At 74.0% G+C, this 19106-nt stretch carries 16 protein-coding genes; 10 read left to right on the top strand and 6 right to left on the bottom strand.

The annotated features are described in order from the left end of the window. Positions 1-850 (top strand): RNA-guided endonuclease TnpB family protein (locus tag ACVCAH_RS33255; protein WP_447140203.1); only part of this gene is annotated, 850 nt, incomplete at its 5' end. 88 nt (positions 851-938) lie between these two features. Here the strand turns inward: ACVCAH_RS33255 and ACVCAH_RS33250 are convergent. From ACVCAH_RS33250 to ACVCAH_RS33235, 4 genes are all read right to left on the bottom strand, one after another. Then, a complete protein-coding gene (locus ACVCAH_RS33250) occupies positions 939-1808 on the bottom strand; it encodes a nucleotidyltransferase family protein (RefSeq protein ID WP_447140207.1) in 870 nt (289 codons plus the stop codon). Positions 1809-1813: 5 nt separating this feature from the next. Beyond that, the gene (locus ACVCAH_RS33245) at positions 1814-2356 is read right to left on the bottom strand and encodes an NUDIX hydrolase (RefSeq protein WP_447140202.1); all 543 of its coding nucleotides are present in this window, start codon (positions 2354-2356) and stop codon (positions 1814-1816) included. A gap of 53 nt (positions 2357-2409) precedes the next feature. Continuing rightward, entirely contained in the window at positions 2410-4200 is a 1791-nt protein-coding gene (locus ACVCAH_RS33240) for a RelA/SpoT family protein (RefSeq protein WP_447140206.1), read from the bottom strand. A gap of 130 nt (positions 4201-4330) precedes the next feature. Further along, the gene (locus ACVCAH_RS33235; RefSeq protein WP_447140201.1) at positions 4331-6085 is read right to left on the bottom strand and encodes a DEDD exonuclease domain-containing protein; all 1755 of its coding nucleotides are present in this window, start codon (positions 6083-6085) and stop codon (positions 4331-4333) included. A 127-nt stretch (positions 6086-6212) separates the two neighbouring features. Here ACVCAH_RS33235 and ACVCAH_RS33230 point away from each other — a divergent pair, with 127 nt between their 5' ends. The 9 genes from ACVCAH_RS33230 to ACVCAH_RS33190 all read left to right on the top strand — a co-directional run bounded on the left by ACVCAH_RS33230 (position 6213) and on the right by ACVCAH_RS33190 (position 16428). Next, a complete protein-coding gene (locus ACVCAH_RS33230) occupies positions 6213-7664 on the top strand; it encodes an NYN domain-containing protein (protein WP_447140200.1) in 1452 nt (483 codons plus the stop codon). A gap of 145 nt (positions 7665-7809) precedes the next feature. Further along, positions 7810-8022, top strand: a complete 213-nt coding sequence (locus tag ACVCAH_RS33225) for a hypothetical protein (protein ID WP_447140199.1) — start codon at positions 7810-7812, stop codon at positions 8020-8022. A gap of 161 nt (positions 8023-8183) precedes the next feature. Beyond that, positions 8184-8717, top strand: coding sequence for a ribbon-helix-helix protein, CopG family (locus ACVCAH_RS33220; protein WP_447140198.1), 534 nt, complete (start codon positions 8184-8186; stop codon positions 8715-8717). Between the two features lie 81 nt (positions 8718-8798). Next, positions 8799-9644 (top strand): DUF4097 family beta strand repeat-containing protein, encoded by an 846-nt coding sequence (locus ACVCAH_RS33215; RefSeq protein ID WP_447140197.1) that lies wholly within the window; start codon positions 8799-8801, stop codon positions 9642-9644. A gap of 29 nt (positions 9645-9673) precedes the next feature. After that, positions 9674-10633: an ATP-binding cassette domain-containing protein gene (locus ACVCAH_RS33210; RefSeq protein ID WP_447140196.1), complete on the top strand. Its 960-nt coding sequence runs from the start codon at positions 9674-9676 to the stop codon at positions 10631-10633. Then, positions 10630-11469, top strand: coding sequence for an ABC transporter permease (locus ACVCAH_RS33205; protein WP_447140195.1), 840 nt, complete (start codon positions 10630-10632; stop codon positions 11467-11469). Before ACVCAH_RS33210 ends, ACVCAH_RS33205 begins: the two co-directional genes overlap by 4 nt. Positions 11470-11607: 138 nt before the next feature. Further along, a complete protein-coding gene (locus ACVCAH_RS33200) occupies positions 11608-13782 on the top strand; it encodes an MMPL family transporter (protein WP_447140194.1) in 2175 nt (724 codons plus the stop codon). Positions 13783-14047: 265 nt separating this feature from the next. Then, complete coding sequence (locus ACVCAH_RS33195; protein WP_447140193.1) at positions 14048-15307, top strand: M48 family metallopeptidase; 1260 nt, start codon at positions 14048-14050, stop codon at positions 15305-15307. Then, entirely contained in the window at positions 15304-16428 is a 1125-nt protein-coding gene (locus ACVCAH_RS33190; RefSeq protein ID WP_447140192.1) for a glycosyltransferase family 4 protein, read from the top strand. The genes ACVCAH_RS33195 and ACVCAH_RS33190 overlap by 4 nt, the downstream gene beginning before the upstream one ends. Before the next feature lie 44 nt (positions 16429-16472). Here ACVCAH_RS33190 and ACVCAH_RS33185 read toward each other — a convergent pair whose 3' ends face one another. Then, on the bottom strand, positions 16473-18224 hold the full coding sequence (locus tag ACVCAH_RS33185) for a putative bifunctional diguanylate cyclase/phosphodiesterase (RefSeq protein WP_447140191.1): 1752 nt from the start codon (positions 18222-18224) through the stop codon (positions 16473-16475). 1 nt (position 18225) lies between these two features. Further along, on the bottom strand, positions 18226-19035 hold the full coding sequence (locus ACVCAH_RS33180) for an SAM-dependent methyltransferase (protein WP_447140190.1): 810 nt from the start codon (positions 19033-19035) through the stop codon (positions 18226-18228). Positions 19036-19106 lie beyond the last annotated feature (71 nt).

The following is a 19106-nucleotide window of genomic DNA, read 5'->3' as shown; positions in this document are numbered from 1 at the left end:
GGGTGAGGAGCCGGATCCGGGCCGGATAGCCGGGGTGGACCTGGGAATCATCCACCCGTACGCGGTGGCCGGCCCCGACGGTGAGGGGCTGTTGGTGTCGGGGCGGGCGATCCGCGCCGAGCACCGCATGCACCTGGCCGACAGCAAAGCCCGCCGCCGAGCCGTTTCCGGCCGGGCCCCGAAGGCGGGTCAGCGGGGGTCACGCCGGTGGCGGCGCTACCGCCGTCGTGCCCGGCTGGTGGAGGGCCGGCACCAGCGGCGGGTCCGCCAGGCCCAGCACGAAGCCGCCCGCACCGTCATCACCTGGGCCCAGCAGCTGCGGGTGGGTGTGCTGCGCGTCGGCGACCCCCGCGGCGTGCTCGACATCGCTGCGGGGCGGCGGCACAACCTGCGGCTACGGCAGTGGCAGATCGGCCGGCTCATCCAGATCCTGACGGACAAGGCCGCCCTCGCCGGCATCACCGTCCGGCTCGTCGATGAGCGGGGCACGTCATCGACCTGTCCCGCCTGCCGACGGCGGGTGCCGAAACCTCGTGTGCGGACGCTGACCTGCCCGCACTGCGCGTTCTCCGGGCACCGTGACCTCGTCGCGGCCGCCAGCATCGCCACCCGCACCCCGGGCGGCGGACCCACCACCCCCACCGCAGCCGTCGTGCTGCCGGAGGTGGTCACGCACCGTCGAGCCGGCCGGCACCTACCCGGCGCCGGCCAGTCCCGACGTGATCCCCGCCGCCCACGGTCGGCGCGAGGATCAGTTGGCCCGCGGAGGCCCGCCCCACCACCCGGTGGGGAGTCGCTCACCGTTCACGGTGAGGATCCACAACACCACCGGACACCCGGTGAACGTTAGTGGACACCGCACTAGATGTTCATCGGCCGGCGCAGGCGGTGGCCGCTGATCGGATGACGGTCGGCAGGCGGCGCAGGGCTGAAGCCGATCATGAATCGTGGCGCGGCGGAGGGGGACAGGCCGGCACGGTGAGGTCGGCGCCGGCCCGGATGGCCTCGCGCAGCCGCTCGCCGGGCCGCACCCGGGCGCCCGGCCAGACCACGACCCGCTCGACGTCGCCGAGCACGCTCGCCCCGGCGCCGATCACCGACCGGCGGCACGAGCCGGTCACCCTGGCCGTCGGGTCGACCAGGCTGCCGTCGCCGGCAGCGTGCAGGTTGGCCGCCAGGTAGTTGGCCGGGGTGCCGGTGTCGTAGAAGGTGCCGGCGTACGGCACCACGGTGAGCGCCCCGGCCGCCTCCGCCGGCCGCCACACCGCCCGGACCAGGTCGCTGAACTCCACCCGCAGCTCACGCACCAGCCGCCAGGGCAGCAGCGAGAACCCGGTGAAGGCGTGGCCGTCGAAGGTCCCGGGCGCCGCCGGGTCGGCGGCGGGTTGGCCGAGCAGGCGTACGCTCTCGCCGTCCCAGCCGCGCAGCAGCGCGGCGATGTCCGGCCCCGGCGCGGCGGCCGGGTCGTGCAGGTAGGCGTCGGCGTTGCCGACCAGCACCCCGCGCCCGGCGATCCAGTCCCGCAGGTTGGCGACGCCGCCGGCGGTGCCCAGCGGGTCGCCCGGCTCGACCGAGAGGTGGGCCCGCTTCCCCATGTGAGCGACCACCTGCGCGCCCAGGTAGCAGGCGTTGACCGCGACCCGTTCCGGCCCGGCCAGGCCGAGCCCGGCCAGCCGGGCCAGCGCCCGGTCGAGCAGCGGCACGTTGCCCACCGGGCAGAGCGCCTTGGGCAGCCGTGCGGTCAGCGGTCGCAGCCGGGTGCCCTCGCCGGCGGCGAGCACCACCGCGCAGACGTCGGGCCCGGCCAGCGTGGTCACCGAATCGTGTCCGGCACCGGTGGCGGGAACTGCCCGGCCAGCGGCCCGATGTCGTAGTAGGCGAGCAGGCGCGCCGTCGGCCAGGTCAGCCGGGGCAGGTCGTCCATTGGATGCCAGGCCGCCTCGAAGACCTCCGCGCCGTCCACCGTCAGTTCCGTGGTCGACGCCGGCACCTCGGCGGTGAACACCACGTCCACCCAGCCCTTGGCGTGCACCACCGCGTTCGGCACGGCCGGTTGGAGTTGCCGGGGCGAGAGCTGGATGCCGGACTCCTCGAACAGTTCCCGGGCCGCGCCGACCACCGGCGCCTCGCCGCGCTCGAGCAGCCCGGCCGGGAGCGTCCAGCCCTTGCCGGGCGGCTGGCGCAGCAGCAGCAGCCGGCCCGCCCCCTCGGCCTCGGCGTCGCGGACCAGGGTGACCGCGCCGACGATGTACTTCGGCACGGCCAGCCGTACCAGGCGTCGCCGCAGCGGCAGCGGCAACCGGTAGAAGACCTGGTAGGCGAAGGCTCGTCCGGTGGCGCGCGAGCGGGGGATCATGAGTCCAGGCTAGTGGCCGCGAGGATGACTCGTGCTCCCCGGGCCCCGCCCGTTCACTGCCGGTGGTCCACCAGGTCGATGAGCTGGCGTACCACGGCGTCCGGCTCGAGCACCCGGTCGAAGACCGCGACCAGCATGGTCTCCAGGTCGGGGTAGCCGAGTTCCTCGGAGAGCCGCAGCAGCGGCAGGTCGCTGGCCAGCCCTCGGTTGTGCTGGCGCAGCGCGAGGCCGATGGTGGCGCGGCCGAGGCGGACCTTGTCGCTGATCGTGATGCCCGGCTCGGTGTGCTCGGCGAACCATCGGCTGATCTGCATCTGGGCGTGCGGGGACTTCACGAAGCCCAGCCACTCCCGGCGCGGCCCGCGCGGCGCGGCGTCGGTGCCGACACCGCCCTCCGTGTCGAGTTCGGTGAAGATCTCCACCACGTCCCCCTCGGCCAACTGGGAGGAGAGCGGGGCCAGCCGGCCGTTGATCCGCGCGGCCAGGCAGTGGTCGCCGCGCGCGGTGCCCAGCTCGTACGCGAGGTCGACGGGGGTGGCGCCGGCCGGCAGCACGATCTGCCGCCCCTCGGCGACCACCTGGATCTGCGTCTCGGCCAGGTCGCAGCGCAGCGACTGGAGGAACTGCGCGGGGTCGGGGGCGTCCTGCTCCCAGTCGAGCACCCGACGCAGCCAGTCGAGCTGCTCGGCCCGGGCCGCCGCCGCGCCCTCGGCCCGGGGGAAGCGGAAGTCGGCGGCGATGCCGTACTCGGCCTTGCGGTGCATCTCCTCGGTGCGGATCAGCACCTCCACGGTGCGGTCCTCGGGGCCGCAGACGCTGGTGTGCAGCGAGCGGTAGAGGTTGTTCTTCGGCGAGGCGATGAAGTCCTTGAACCGGCCCGGGACGGGCCGCCAGACGCCGTGGATGGCGCCCAGCGCCGCGTAGCAGTCGGTGGACGGACCGTCCACCACCACCGCGATCCGGGGCAGGTCGTACGGCGTGCTGTGGCCGCCGGCCACCGTGTCCTTCCAGATCGAGTAGAGGTGCCGGGGGCGCGGGGTCACCTCCGCGTCGACCCGGTTGCGGCGCAGTGCCACCCGGGCCCGGGTGACCACCTGCTCGAGGTAGGTGTCCCAGCCGGGGCGGTCCTGCACGTGCCGGGCGATCCGGGCGTGCTCCTCCGGCTTCAGGTGCAGCAGCACCACGTCGTCCAGCTCGCGTTTCAACGTCTGGATGCCCAGCCGGTCGCAGAGCGGGACGAGCACCTCCTGGGTGGCCCGGGCGATCCGCTCGCGGGAGGCGGCCGAGCGTACGCCGAGGGTGCGCATGTTGTGCAGCCGGTCGGCCAGCTTGATGATCAGCACCCGGACGTCCTTGCCGGCGGCCACGATCATCTTGCGGATCGTCTCGGCCTCGGCGGCCTTGCCGTAGAACGCCTTGTCGAACTTGGTCACCCCGTCGACGAGGTGGGCCACCTCCCGCCCGAAGTCCTCGGCGAGCGCCTGGAGGGTGTAGCGGGTGTCCTCCACGGTGTCGTGCAGCAGGGCGGCGACCAGCGTGATGGTGTCCATGCCGAGGTCGGCGCAGATCTGGGCGACCGCGAGCGGGTGGGTGATGTAGGGCTCGCCGCTCTTGCGGAACTGCCCCCGGTGCATGTTCTCCGCGATGGTGTAGGCCCGGCGCAGCACCGCCGGGTCGGCGCCGGCGTGGATGCTCCGGTGGGCGCGGACCAGCCGACTGACCGGATCGGGCTCGGTGGTGGGCCAGCTCAGCAGCGACCGCAGCCGCCGGGCCAGGGGCAGGTCCCCCGGCTGGGTCGGAAGCGCGCCCCCCAGGGCGGCGCCGTGTCCGGCGTCGACGTCCACGAGGGACACCTCCTCACCCCGGCCCCACGGCCGCCGTGGATCCGGCAACCGGGAGCAGGCCCACGAAACGGGCAGGACTGCACTTCTCTAACAGCCTAAGTGAGTTGACGTAGTCCGATCGGTCACTTGCTCATGAGCGTTCGGTCGAGAGTTGGCGGGACGCGGCGCTCTCGGCCTTGGTCAGCAGGTCGCGGAAGCGGGCCGCGCCGGCCACCGGGGACGCCCATCCGGAGGACATCTCGACCAGCCGGGTCTCCGGTCGCTCCAACCAGGACAGGATCCGCTCGGTCTCCTCGGCCGAGGCGTTCGGGATCGGGCCGTGGCCGGGCGGCACCGTCTCGGCGGTGGCCCGGATCGCGGCTAGCGTCGGTCGGGGGTGGACACCGGGCGGGGACACCCCGGCGCCGGCCAGCCGGCCGTGCCGGACCAGGGCCAGCTCCCAGCCGCCGCGCGCGGCCGGCCGGGCGGCGGCCAGCTCGGCGATCCGGCTCAGCGCGACCAGCCGCTGCATCCGTACCGTCGCTCGCAGCACCGCGGCGAGCCGGGAGCGCACCACCGCGGCCTCCTCGTAGCGCTGGTCGCGGGCGAGCACCTCGATGCGGGCCAGCAGCGCGTCGACCACCGGCTGCGGGTCGCTGGCGGTCGCGGTGCGGAACGGCGCCACCGCGCGGGCGTCGTACTCCTCGGGGGTGATCCGGTGCTCGCAGGGCGCCGGGCAGCGGCCCAGCTCGGCCAGCGCGCAGGCCGGCGTGACCGTGCGCAGCGACAGCCGGTGGGTGCACTGGCGCAGCGGCACGGCGTCGTGGAAGCCCGCGGCGGCCAGCTCGGCGGACCGGCGGGAGCTGAACGGGCCGAGGTAGGCCTCGTCGGTGGGGGAGATGCCGCGCACCACGGACAGCCGGGGGTAGGGGCCGTCGGTCAGCTTGAGCCAGACCGCCCGCTCGGGGAACTTCGACCGGCGGTTGTACGGCGGAGCGTGCGCGCCGATCAGCCGCAGCTCGCGGACCTCCGCCTCCAGCGAGTGGGCGCACTCCACGGCCTCCACCCGCTCGGCGGCGGCGAGCATCTCGGAGATCCGGGCCCGCTTCTCGGCGGCGGTGAAGTAGCTGCGCACCCGGGTGGCGATGTCGCCGGAGGTGCCGACGTAGAGCGGCCGGTCGTCGGCGGCCCGGAAGATGTAGACGCCGGGCGCCTTGGGCAGCCCCTCGGCCAGGTGCCGCTTGCGGCGCTGGGTGGGGGTGACCGCCCGGGCGAACTCGATGGCGTCGCCGATGGTCTCGACCCGGTGCCCGCCGAGCCGGGCGATCAGCCCGTGCAGCACGTCGACGGTGGCCTTGGCGTCGTCGAGCGCCCGGTGGGTCGGTTGGGTGGCGGTGCGGAAGTAGGCCGCCAGGGTGCCGAGCTTGCGGTTGGGCACCTCGTCGCGGGTCAGCACCCGGCGGGCCAGCGCCGCGGTGTCCAGCACCCGGGGGTTGGGCCAGCGATAGCCGTGCCTGGCGCAGGCGGCCTTGAGGAATCCGACGTCGTAGGGGGCGTTGTGGGCGACCAGCACGGCGTCGGAGATGAACTCCAGGAAGCTCGGCAGCACCTGCTCGATCGGCGGCGCGGGCAGCAGCATCGCCTGGGTGATGCCGGTCAGCACGGTGATGAACGGCGGGATCGGCTCACCCGGGTTGACCAGGGTGGCGAGCACGCCCAACTGCTCGCCGCCGCGCACCTTCACCGCGCCGATCTCGGTGATGCCGCCGCCGTCCGGCGAGCCGCCGGTGGTCTCCAGGTCGACCACCACGAACGTCGTCGCGTACAGCGGCAACGCCGGGTCGACCGTGCCGGCCGCCGGGTCGAGCCCGGCCAGCGCCTCCTGGACGTATTCCTGCTGTGCCATCGGCGGCACGCTAGCGTCCCGGTCCGACACTTGAGTCCCGGCGGCCTCACCGGTAACCGCGGGTTTAGGATGAGAGATCGGCTCACTCACCGGGCGGTGGGCCCGGTCGCGGTGGGAGACTTGCCACATGCCCCTCACCGAGCCGTACGACGACAACCTCCCGCAGGAGGAATCGGTCGTCGCCGCGCGCGCCAGCGGTGAGGATGCCCCCGGGGAGCCGGGCGATCCGTCGGCCGACCGGGCGGAGCCCGGCGCGCCGTCGCCCGAGCCGGAGCCGGAGCCGACCCTGCCCGAGCCGGTCCGGCAGCGGATCGTCACGCTCACCGCCGCGGTGCTGCCCGGTCTGCCCGCCGACGAGGTGCCGGTGCCGCTGCGCCGGGTGGCCAAGTTCGCGCCCAACCGGCGCGCCCGGCTGGGCGCGCCGGCGATCGCCTCCCAGCTCGCCGCCGATCCGCTGTTCCGGCAGCGGGTCACCGCCCGGGTCCTCACCGACGCCGGCGACCTGGGCGCGGCGGTGGTCGAGGGGACCGCCCCGGCGGCCGCCGACCCGGTCGAGGTGGCCGCGTTGGCCTACCTGGCCCGGCCGCGGGGCTGGCGGGAGCTGATCGAGGCCAGCGGCGCGGCGGTCCGTGCCGAGGCGGACAGCGCGGTCGTCGCCGAGCTGGTCCGCGAGGCCGAGCAGCGGGCCACCCGGGCCGAGCACGACCGGGCGGTGGCCCGGGTCGAGGCGGAGAAGCTCCGCGACGAGCTGGCCCGCGTCCGCGAGGAGCTCGGTCAGCTCCGCGAGGAGAACCGGCAGCTGAACCGATCGCTGCGGGAGACCCAGGCCCGCGAACGCAAGGCCACCGAGTTGCTGGCCACCGAGCGTGGTCGGGCGGCCCGGGCGGCCGCCGACGCTGACGCCGAGCTGCGCCGGGCCCGGGCCCGGCTGGCCGAGGCGGAGGCCGTCGCGGGAGTGGCCCGGGCCAGTGCCAAGGAGGCCCGCTCGGTCGACGACGCCCGGCTCTGGCTGCTGCTGGAGACGATCGGCCAGGCGGCCGTCGGGCTGCGCCGGGAGCTGGCCCTCGACCCGGTCGACAAGCTCCCCGCCGACTTCGTCGCCGAGGCCGCCGCCGACCAGCCGGTCGGGCCGGCGGCCGGCACCGCCGCCCGGGCCCGGGACACCGACGACCCGGCCCGGCTGGACCAGCTGCTCGCCCTGCCCCGGGCGCACCTGGTGGTGGACGGCTACAACGTGACCAAACGCGGCTTCGGCGAGATGTCGCTGGAGCAGCAGCGCCAGCGGCTGATCACCGGGTTGGGCGGGATCGCCGCGCAGACCGGTGACGAGGTCACCGTGGTCTTCGACGGGGCGGAACGGATGCACGGACTGCCGCCGGCGCCGCGCGGCGTGCGGGTGCTCTTCTCCCGCAAGGGGGAGACCGCCGACGAGCTGATCCGCCGCCTGGTCCGCGCCGAGCCGCCGGGCCGCCCGGTGGTGGTGGTCTCCTCCGACCGGGAGGTGGCCGACGGGGTACGCCGGCACGGCGCGTACCCGCTCGGCGCCGACTCGCTGCTGCGCCGGCTCGCCCGGTCCTGATCGGGGCGCTTGATCGCATTCGGGGCGTCCGCGGCCCCGTTGTCCCATTTCTGTCGTACCCCGCGCCTAGCGTCGTGGTGACCGACGGTGCTCGGGTGGCGACGGTGGCGTCGCGCCCGGTCGCCGCAGCGCACCAGGAGGCGTGATGCTCATCGACTGCGCGGGGTGCGGGATCCGGGGGAGCGGCTGCTCCGACTGCCTGGTGACCGCCCTGCTCGACGATTCGTCCCCGGCCGCCGGGCTGGGCGGCGCCGAGGCCCGGGCGATCGAGCTGTTCGCCCGGGCCGGGTTCGAGGTGGAGGTGCTGCCCGAGCCGCGGCGCGCCGGGCGTCCCGCCCGGCGCCGCCGGGTCGCGTGACGGGCCGCCGGCCGTAGCTTCCCGGCCGGCCGCCGGCTGGAGGCGAGTCCCCACCCTTGAGCTGCGCTCTTTCATCCGGACACGTCAGATGGCACCAGACATGACACTGCTGTGAGCCAATCTGGCTTGTCTGTGTGCCATCACTGTGCCAACATGGCACCATGGACTTGACCTCGTATGTGAGCAACCTCGGACGTGAGTTCGCCACGCTTGCCGAAGCCGGCGGTGAGGAGGCACGTGCGCTGGTCGAGCGCCTGACCGGGTCGCTCGAGTCGGCGATCCGGATGACGTTGCTGGACGCGCTGTCGGCCGCCGCCGACGAGATCACCCGGGACCTGGCTCCGGGTTCGGTGGAGCTGCGCCTGCGCGGGCGCGATCCGAACTTCGTGGTGACCCTGCCGCCCGCCGAGTCGCTCCAACCCGCGGCTCGGGGCGGTGCGGCGATGGTCGACGGCGCGCCGGACAGCGATCTGCTGTTCGCCGAGGACGGCCCCGCCGCCCGGATCAACGTACGCATGCCCGAGCAGCTCAAGGCCGCGATCGAGGAGGCCGCGGCCAAGGAGGGGCGCTCGGTCAACGCCTGGCTGGTCCGGGCGGCCGCCGCCGGCTTGCAGCGGTCCGATCGCGATCAGCGTCCCGAGCCACGTGACAGCGGGAAACGGGCCAGGCAGGGCTTCACCGGCTGGGTGCGCTAGCCGCACCGCACGCACCGCTTCCCGCACACCACGTCCCCGACCTGCGGGGACGGCTCACCCACCCATGACGAGGGGACGACCATGCCCAATTTCGAGACGCCCGAATCGATTTCCGTCACGCTCGAACTCGGCGTCGGCTACGTGCGGATCGCCGCGAGCGACCGGACCGACACGGTCGTCGAGGTACGCCCGAGCGACGAATCCGACGAGTCCGACGTGAAGGCCGCACAGCAGGTCCGGGTCGACTACACCAACGGCGTGCTCCGGATCACCGGCCCGAGGGCGCGCGCTTTCGACTTCTCCCGCAAGACCAGGTCGGTCGACGTGTCCATCGAACTGCCCACCGGTTCGCGGGTGTCCGCCGACCTCCAGATGGGCGACCTCCGGTGTGCCGGCCGGCTCGGGGAGTGCCGGCTCAAGACCTCCGCCGGGAACGTCTCGGTCGAACGAACCGGCCCGCTGCGCCTGCACACGTCGGCCGGGCACGTCGCCGCCGAGGGCGTCACGGGCAACGCCGAGATCTCCACCGGCTCCGGCAAGGTCCAGATCGGCGAGGTCGAGGGCACTGCCGTGGTCAAGAACTCCAACGGCGACACCACGATCGACGCGGTCACCGGCGACCTGCGGGTACGCGCGGCCAACGGCGACATCTCCGTCGAGCGGGCCGGCGCCGGCGTCGACGCGAAGACGTCCAACGGCACCATCCGCCTCGGCGAGGTGGTCCGCGGTTCGGTCGTCCTCGGGACCGCCATGGGCGACCTGGACATCGGCATCGCCGAGGGCACCGCCGCCTGGCTGGAGGTGAACACCGCATTCGGGCACGTACGCAACCTGCTGGAGAACGCCACCCGGCCCGACGAGGCCGACGAGAGGGTCGAGGTACGCGGCCGCACCTCGTACGGCGACATCACCATCCACCGCTCCTGATCCACTTCTGGCCCCCGGGAAGGGAACCCATGACCATCCAGCAATCCCGACCGGCGATCACCGCGACCGGGCTACGGAAGTCGTTCGGCGACCACGTCGTGCTCGACGGTCTCGATCTGAACGTGGCACGGGGAACGGTCTTCTCGCTGCTCGGCGCGAACGGCGCCGGAAAGACCACCACCGTCAAGATTCTGTCCACTCTGCTCGGTGCCGACGCCGGTGACGTCCGGGTCGCCGGGCACGACCTCGCCCGCGAACCGGACGCGGTGCGCGCCGCGATCGGTGTCACCGGTCAGTTCTCCGCGGTGGACAACCTGCTCACCGGCGAGGAGAACCTGCTGCTGATGGCGGATCTGCACCACCTCGCCCGGGGTGAAGGCCGGCGGCGCGCCGCCCAGCTACTCGAACAGTTCGACCTGACCGAGGCAGCCCGGAAGCCGGCATCGACCTACTCCGGGGGCATGCGGCGGCGGCTCGACTTGGCGATGACCCTGGTCGGCAGCCCGCGGGTGATCTTCCTCGACGAGCCGACCACCGGACTGGACCCGCGCAGCCGCCGGGACATGTGGCAGATCGTCCGGGACCTGGTGGCCGGCGGCGTCACCATCTTCCTGACCACGCAGTACCTGGAGGAGGCCGACGAACTGGCCGACCGGATCGCGGTCCTCGACGGCGGCCGGGTGGTCGCCGAGGGAACCGCGGAGGAACTGAAGCGCCGCATCCCCGGCGGACACGTCCGGCTGCGGTTCGCCGACCCGGAGGGCCTCGACGCGGCCATGCGCGTGCTGGAGCACGCCTCGCGCGACAACGACGCGCTCGCCCTGCGGGTGCCCAGCGATGGCAGCCTGCGCTCGCTGAAGACCCTGATCGGCCGGCTCGACGACCGGGCCGTCGAGGTCGACGAGTTGTCCGTGCACACCCCCGATCTCGACGACGTCTTCCTCGCCCTCACCGGCAACTCCACCAACGAGAAGGTGACCACCCGATGAGCACCCCCGTCCTCACCGGCCCGGCCCCGGCGAGCCTCCGTTTCCATCCGCTACGCGACTCGGCGACGATGCTGCGCCGCAACCTCAAGCGCATGCTGCGGTACCCGTCGATGACCGTGACGCTCATCGCGATGCCCGTCGTCTTCCTGCTGCTCTTCGTCTACGTGCTCGGCGGCACGCTGGGCGCCGGGCTCGGCGGGGCGGCAGGCACCGGCGCGGCCGGCGGGCGTGCCGCGTACGCCAACTACGTGGCGCCCGCGATCATCCTGATGACCGTGGCGGCCACGGTCCAGGGGACCGCGATCTCGATCGCCATGGACATGACCGAAGGCATCATCACCCGGTTTCGCACCATGCACATCGCCCGCGTCTCGGTGCTGACCGGACACGTCCTGGGCAGCATGATCCAGGCGATGGTCAGCCTGGCGGTCGTGATCGGCGTGGCGCTGCTGGTCGGCTTCCGGCCCACCGCCGGGCTGGGCGGTTGGCTGGCCACGGCCGGTTTCCTGCTGGTGGTGACCTTCGCACTCGTCTGGTTGTGCGTCGCGCTCGGCCAGGTGAGCAAGAGCGTCGAGACCGCGAGCAACCTGCCCATGCCGCTTGTTCTGCTGCCCTTCCTCGGCAGCGGGTTCGTCCCGACCGACTCCATGCCGGCCGGTCTGCGCTGGTTCGCCGAGTACCAGCCGTTCACGCCGGTCATCGAAACCCTGCGTGGCCTGCTGATGGACGAGCCGATCGGGAACAACGCGTGGATCGCGCTCGCCTGGTGCGCCGTCATCGCGCTGGGCGGATACCTCTGGTCGAAACGACTGTTCAACCGCGAGTCCTCGCACTGAAAGGAGTTTGTGTGATGTCGAATGAATCGACGCCCGCCCCGCGTCCTGACGCGACGGAGCGGTCCTCGGCGCGTCCCGCGGGCTGCCCGTTCGACCCGCACGGCAAGCTGCGCGTCCGCGCGAACTTAGGGGGGATTGATGTTTGAACGGTTGGGACGCTTCGTCGTCCACAACCCGTGGAAAGTGATCCTGAGCTGGTTGGTGGCCACCGCGGCGATCGTGGTGTTCGCCCCCGGGCTCAGTGACGTGACCAGCCAGGATCAGGCCGACTTCCTGCCGCGTGACTACGAGTCGGTCAAGGCCATGGAGGTGGCGCAGCGGTCCTTCCCCACCTCCAACGACGCGACCGCGACGATCGTCGTCAAGCGCGTCGACGGGCAACCGCTGGCCGACGCCGACCTCGCCACGGTGGGGAAGTTGGCCGAGGCGGTCGGCACGGTCGACGCGGAGCACGTCACCGGCACCGCCGGGCCGCCCACCCCCTCGCCGAACCGGCAGGTCGCCCTGGTGACCGTCGGCCTGAAGGGCACCCCCGACGATCCGGAACTGCTCAACGCCATTCCCAAGATCCGCGACGCGGCGAAAGCCACGCTGAACGGGACCGGTCTGGGCCACGCGGTCACCGGCGATGTCGCCATGTACGCCGACAACGCCGATGCCTTCGACACCGCACTCGTTGTGGTGGGCCTGGCCACCATCGTCCTGATCATCGTGCTGCTGCTGGTCATCTACCGCAGCCCGCTGGCCGCGCTGCTGCCGATCGTGACGGTCGGCATCGTCAGCGCGATCGCCCCCGGCCTGATCTCGTGGGTGGCCCGGGCGGCCGACCTGCGGGTCGACCAGTCCCTCGAGATCATCCTCACCATCGTCCTGTACGGCGTGGGCACCGACTACATCCTGTTCCTGCTGTTCCGGTACCGGGAACGGCTGCGCGCCGGCGACGACGCCAAGCAGGCGCTGGTGGCGGCGGTGGCCCGGGTGGGCGAGGTGATCGCCTCCGCCGCGGCGGCGATCGTCATCGCGTTCAGCGCCCTGCTGCTGGCGGCGTTCGGCGCGTTCACCAGCCTCGGCCCGGCGCTGGCCATCGCCGTCGTGATCATGGCGCTCGGCGCGCTGACCCTGGTCCCGGCGGTGGTGTCCCTGCTCGGCACGAAGATCTTCTGGCCGTCGAAGTCGTGGCAGCGCACCCCGCGCGGCACCGCGTTCCAGCGGCTGGGCCGGTTCACCGGGCGGCGACCGGCCGTGGTGGCGCTGGTGTCCGGCGGGGTGATGCTGGCGCTGGCGGCCGGCGTGCTCGGGATGAAGTGGGACTACGACCAGACCGGCCAGCTGCCGTCCGACACCGAGTCGGCGCGCGGCTTCGAAGATCTCAAGTCCGGATTCCCGGCGGGCGCGCTCAACCCGACGACCGTCTACGTCCGCTCCGACAGCGGCCAGCGGCTCGACCCGGCCGCGCTCGCCGCGTACGCCGCGTCGCTGAAGGACGCGCCGGGCATCGGCGGCATCATGCCGGCAGGCCAGGACGGCAGCCTGGCCGGGCTCAGCCAGGACGGCAGCGCCGCGCGGATCGACCTGCTGATGGACGGCAGCCCGTACGCGCCGCAGTCGCTGGACCTGGCCGGCGGCGAACTGCGCGACGTGGTGCACGCGCGGGCCCCGGACGGCACCACCGCCTACGTCGGCGGGATCAGTTCCCTGTTCGCCGACGTCCGCGACGCCAACACCCGGGACCTGAAGCTGATCTTCCCGGTCGCCGGCGTGCTCATCGCGATCATCCTGGCCCTGCTGCTGCGCAGCCTGGTCGCCCCGATCTACCTGATGGCGGCCGTGTTCCTCGGCTTCCTCAGCACGCTGGGCGCCACGGTCTTCGCGTTCCAGGGTGTCGCGGGCCGGCCGGGCCTGTCGTTCATGTTGCCGACCATCCTGTACCTGTTCGTGGTGGCGATCGGGACCGACTACAACATCCTCATGATTGCCAGGCTCCGCGAAGAGGCACGGCTGGGCAACGACCCGCGCACGGCCGCGGACCTGGCGGTCGAGCACGGCGGCCCGTCCGTCGGTGCGGCGGGTCTGATCCTCGCCGGCACCTTCGCCTCGATGATGCTGGCCGGGGTGGCGTTCCTCACCGAGATGGGCTTCGCCGTGGCGATCGGCATCTCGATCTCCGCCTTCGTCATGGCGATGCTGCTCGTGCCGGCGATCACCGCGCTGCTGGGCCACCGCGCCTGGTGGCCCGGGCACGGCGACTCCGCCCGCAACGGCACCGCACCGCCACCCGCCGAACGCGACCCCGTCTCGGCGGAGACCCGGTAGGTCACCCGACCGGACCCCGGTCCGCTGTGGCGGGCGGACCGGGGTCGGTCCAAGGTGCCGGTGCCGCTTCCGGGGCGGCGGCGGGCGCGGCGCGGCGGGCGCCCACGCGGGCAATAGGATGGGCGCTCACGGCGGGAGGGAGCGGCGGCATGACCCGGGTACGGCGCGGTGGCGGCAGCCCCGTCGCGATCGGCAGTGTCCCGGGCCCCCGACGGTCGCCCGCGGCGCACCTGGCCGGCGGCGGCGTAGCGCCGGGAGAGCCGCGGTGACCCCGCGCGGCTGGGCGGTGCTGACCCTGGTCGGCCTGACCGTGGCCCTGGTGGTGACCGCCGCCGTGCTGATCCCGTGGCAACGCCCGCCCGCGCCGCGGGCCGACCAGTTGGCCGCGCTGCGCGATCTTCCCGCCGACCAGGTGGCCCGGGGGCGGGAGTTCCGCTCGGCGCTGCGCCCCGGCGGCTGGGCGGCGCTGGCCGTCGGCCTGCTGGTGGCGCTGGCGCTCGGGCTGACCCCGCTGGGCAGCCGGCTGGTCGAGCTGGCCGGGCGCCCCTTCGGCGGGCACTGGGCCGTCCAGGCCGTCCTCGGCGGGCTGGCCGTGGTGCTCGTCGCCGACCTGGTCACCCTGCCGTTCGCCGCCTGGCGGCACGCCGTGCTCACCCGCTACGGGCTCGCCACCAACGGCTGGAGCGGCTGGGCGGTCGACCTGCTCAAGTCGTACGCGGTCAGCGCGGTCATCGGCGCGGTCGCGCTGCTCGGCTTCTACACCGGCATCCGGCTCGCCCCGCGCTGGTGGTGGGCGTTCGGCGCGGCCGGCGCGGCCACCCTGGTGGTGCTGCTCAGCTTCGTGCTGCCGGTGCTGGTCGAGCCGGTGTTCAACAAGTTCACCCCGATGGAGCAGGGCCCGCTGCGCACCGAACTGATGACGATGGCGGCCCGCGACGGCGTGCCGGTGCGCGACGTGCTGGTGGCCGACGCGTCCCGGCGTACCCGGGCGGTCAACGCGTACGTCTCGGGGCTGGGCCCGACCCGGCGGGTGGTGGTCTACGACACTTTGCTGCGGGAGGCAACCCCGGCCGAGGTGACCGCCGTGGTGGCGCACGAGCTGGGGCACGCCAAGGACCGGGACGTGGCGGTCGGCACGCTGACCGGGGCGCTCGGCGCCGCCGCCGCGGTGGTCGCGCTCTACCTGATCGGGTCGTGGGGGCCGCTGCTGCGGCTGGCCGGGGTGGATTCGGTGGCCCAGCCGCGCGCGTTCCCGCTGCTGGTCGCCCTGGTCACGGTGGCCGGGCTGGTCTCCGCGCCGGTGCAGGCGATGATGTCGCGGCGGGTCGAGGCGCGCGCCGACGCGCACGCGCTGGCGCTGACCGGTGATCCGGCCGCGTTCGAGGCGATGCAGCGCCGGCTCGCCGGGATCAACCTCGCCGACCCCGATCCGCCCCGGCTGGAGTACCTCTACTCCGCCACCCATCCGTCCACCGTGGAGCGGATGGCCGCCGCCCGCGCCCACGCCAGGGAGGCCGGCCGATGAGCCAGACGCTGCTGATCACGAACGACTTCCCGCCGCGTCCCGGCGGGATCCAGTCCTTCGTGCACAACCTGGCGGTGCGCCAGCCCGCCGGCTCGGTGGTGGTGTACGCGTCGAGCTGGCGGGACGCCGCGAAGTTCGACGCCGACCAGCCCTTCGAGGTGATCCGGGAACGCACCCGGGTGTTGCTGCCCACCCCGCTGGTGGCGCGCCGGGCCGCCCGGCTGGCCCGCGCGTACGACTGCGACACGGTGTGGTTCGGTGCTGCGGCCCCGCTCGGGCTGCTCGCCGCGGGCCTGCGCCGCCGGGCCGGCGTCCGCCGGGTGGTCGCCCAGACGCACGGTCACGAGGTCGGCTGGGCGGCGCTGCCCGCCGCCCGGGCCGCGCTGCGCCGCATCGGCCGGGGTGTCGACGTGACCACCTACCTCGGGGAGTACACCCGGGTGCGGCTGGCGCGGGCGCTGCACGGGGTGACCGAGTTGCACCGCCTCGCACCGGGGGTGGACGTCGACGCCTACCACCCGTCCGTCGACGGGGAACCGGTGCGGCTCCGGCTCGGGCTGGCCGATCGGCCGGTGGTGGTCTGCGTGTCCCGGCTGGTGCCGCGCAAGGGCCAGGACATGCTGATCCGGGCGATGCCGGAGATCCGCCGGCGGGTGCCCGACGCGGCGCTGCTGGTGGTGGGCGGCGGGCCGTACCGGGCCGCGCTGCAGAAGCTGGCCCGGCAGACCGGGGTGGAGCGGGACGTGGTCTTCACCGGGTCGGTGCCGGCGGCCGAGCTGCCGGCGCACTACGCGGCCGGCGACGTCTACGCCATGCCCTGCCGCACCCGCAACCGGGGCCTGGACGTCGAGGGCCTCGGCATCGTCTACCTGGAGGCGTCCGCGACCGGCCTGCCGGTGGTCGCCGGCGACTCCGGCGGCGCGCCCGACGCGGTCCGCGAGGGAGAGACCGGCTACGTGGTACGCGGGCGCGACGTCGCCCAGCTCGCCGACCGGGTCGCCCGGCTGCTCGCCGACCGGGACCTCGCCCGGCAGTTCGGCGCGGCCGGCCGGGCCTGGGTGGAGCGGGAGTGGCGCTGGGAGACCCAGGCCCAGCGGATGGCCGCCCTGCTCGCCGGCTGACCGCGTCCAACGATGACACCCGCGCCCGGCCGGGTGGGCGGCGGTCAGCGGATCCGTTCGAGGATCCGCTCCGCCGGCGCGGGACGGCCGAAGTGCCAGCCCTGGCCGGCGTCGCAGCCGATCGCGCGCAGCCGTTCGGCCTGCCCGGCCGTCTCCACCCCCTCGGCGGTGACGGTCAGGTCCAGGGCGTGCGCCAGCGACACCAGCGAGGCGAGGATCCGCTCGTCGGTACGGCCGGCCGGCTCGACCGCGGGAGCGCGCAGCCCAGCCACGAACTCTCCGGCCACCTTCAGCTCGGTCACCGGCAGGTCGCGCAGGTACGCCAGGTTGCAGTACCCGGTGCCGAAGTCGTCGATGGCGATCCGCACGCCGAGGTCGGCCAGCACCCGCAGCGCCCGCACCGGCTCCTCGGCGGTGCTCATCATGGTGCTCTCGGTGATCTCCAGCTGCAGCCGCTCCGGCGGCAGGCCGGTGTTGCGCAGCAGCCCGCGTACCTCCTGCACCAGGCCGGGCCGGTGCACCTGCCGCACCGCCATGTTGACGCTGACGTACGGCACCGGGCCGGAGCCCACCCAGCTCTCCGCCTCCCGGCAGGCCTCGGCCAGCACCCACCCGCCGAGCGGGACGATCAGCCCGGTCTCCTCGGCCAGCCCGATGAAGCTGTCCGGCCGCAGTACCCCCAGCTCGGGGTGCCGCCACCGCACCAGCGCCTCCACGCCGAGCAGGCGGCCGTCGCGCAACGAGGTCAGCGGCTGGTAGTCGAGGTAGAACTCGCCCCGCTCCAGGGCGGTCGGGATCGCCGCCGAGAGCGCCTGCCGAGCCAGTTCGCGGCGGTCGCGGTCGGCGTCGTAGAGCGTCCAGCGCGCCCCGCCGGACGCCTTCGCCCAGTGCAGCGTGCTGTCGGCGGCGCGCATCAGGTCGCCGGGGGTGGCGCCGGCGACCTGGCGTTCCACGATGCCCATGCTCGCCGAGACGGTCAGCTCGTGCCCGTCCACCACGGCCGGCCGGCGCACCGCGGCCAGCGCCGCCTCGGCGACCGCGACCACGTCGTCGGTGCCGCCGCAGCGCTCGACCAGCACCACGAACTCGTCCCCGCCGAGGCGGGCCAGCAGATGCCCGTCGACCGCCCGGCGCAGCCGGTCGGCCACCGTGACCAGCAGGGCGTCACCGACCTGGTGCCCGTGCGAGTCGTTGACCACCTTGAACCGGTCCAGGTCGAGGAAGCACAGGCCGATCCGCTCCGCGCCGCGACCCGGCGAGTTGATCGCCGCGGCCAGCCGCTCGGTGAACAGGGTGCGGTTGGGCAGATCGGTCAGCGGGTCGTGGGTGGCCTGGTGGCGGAAGCGCGCCTCGCTGGCGCGCAGCGCCCGCTCCGCCTCGGCGCGGGCGGCCATCGCCGCCCGGCGGATCGACTCCTGCTCGTCGAGCGTGCGGTCGCGCAGCGCGCGGGCGTAGCCGGTGGCCACGGCGGCCAGCAGCCGGGCCATCCGGTCCTCGACGTCGTCGGCGACCAGGCCGAGGTCGCGCACCAGCCGGAGCTGGACCACCTCGACGGTCCGGCCCAGCCCCTCCGCGGAGGCGATGTGCGCGGCCACCAGCTCCGCGCCGACCCGGTGCCCGACCCGCAGGTCGAACGGCTCGGCCACCAGCGCCGTGGCCAGCTGCTCGGTGAGCCGTTGCAGCAACGCCTCCAGCTGGGCCTGGGTCATCGGCAGGTAGCTGGTGCCCGAGACGGCCTTGGCCCAGGCCCGGGCGAAGGTGCCTGGCCGGGACCGGACACCGGTGGCCTCGGGCATCTCACCCACCGAGTCGCCCGACGCCGCCGATGAAGGCGGCCCGCTCGGCGTCCTCGGCGGCCTCGGCCGAGTCCGGGCGCCACTGCGGCACCCAGACCACGCCCGGCTCGACCAGCTCGAAGCCGTCGAAGAGCGCGGTCAGCTCGGCCCGGCTGCGGATCCAGAGCGGGTTGTCGGTGTTGCGGTAGACCCGTTCCGCCTCGGCACGCTCGTCGCCCCGGCGGCCGTCCGCGCTGGCTTGGGAGAGCACCAGCCAGCTCCCGGGCGCCAGCGCCGAGCCCAGCGTACGCAGCAGCTCGCCGGGACGGTCGTCGTCGGGGACGAAGTGCAGCACCGCCACGACCAGCACGGCGACCGGCTCGGTGAAGTCGAGCAGCCCGCGCACGTCCGGGTGGGCGAGGATCCGCTCGGGGTGGCGCAGGTCCTCCTGCACCACGGCGGCCCGGTCGTTGCCGGCGAGGATCTCCCGGCTGTGCGCCACCGCCACCGGGTCGACGTCGACGTAGACCACCCGCGACTCCGGGGCGATCCGCTGGGCGATCTCGTGCACGTTGCCGACGGTGGGGATGCCCGAGCCGATGTCCAGGAACTGCCGGACCCCGGACTCGGTGAGGAACTGCACCGCCCGGCGCAGGAACGCCCGGTTGGCCTGGGCCATCAGCGGCGCCTCCGGCACGGCGGCGACCATCGCCTGGGCCGCCGCCCGGTCCACCGCGAAGTTGTGCGAGCCGCCGAGGTAGTAGTCGTACATGCGGGCCACGCTGGGGCGTTCGATGTCGATCGTCTCGGGTGCCCAGTCCGGCCGTTGCATGCCCTCACCCCTCGCGTCACCGTGCGGGCGTCATCGCCCGCGCCGGTATTCTGCCCGCCGCACGCCCGGGA

Source organism: Micromonospora sp. LZ34, from assembly GCF_052981855.1.
Note: the sequence above shows the minus strand (reverse complement) of the source record. Positions and strands in the feature narration are given on the sequence as shown.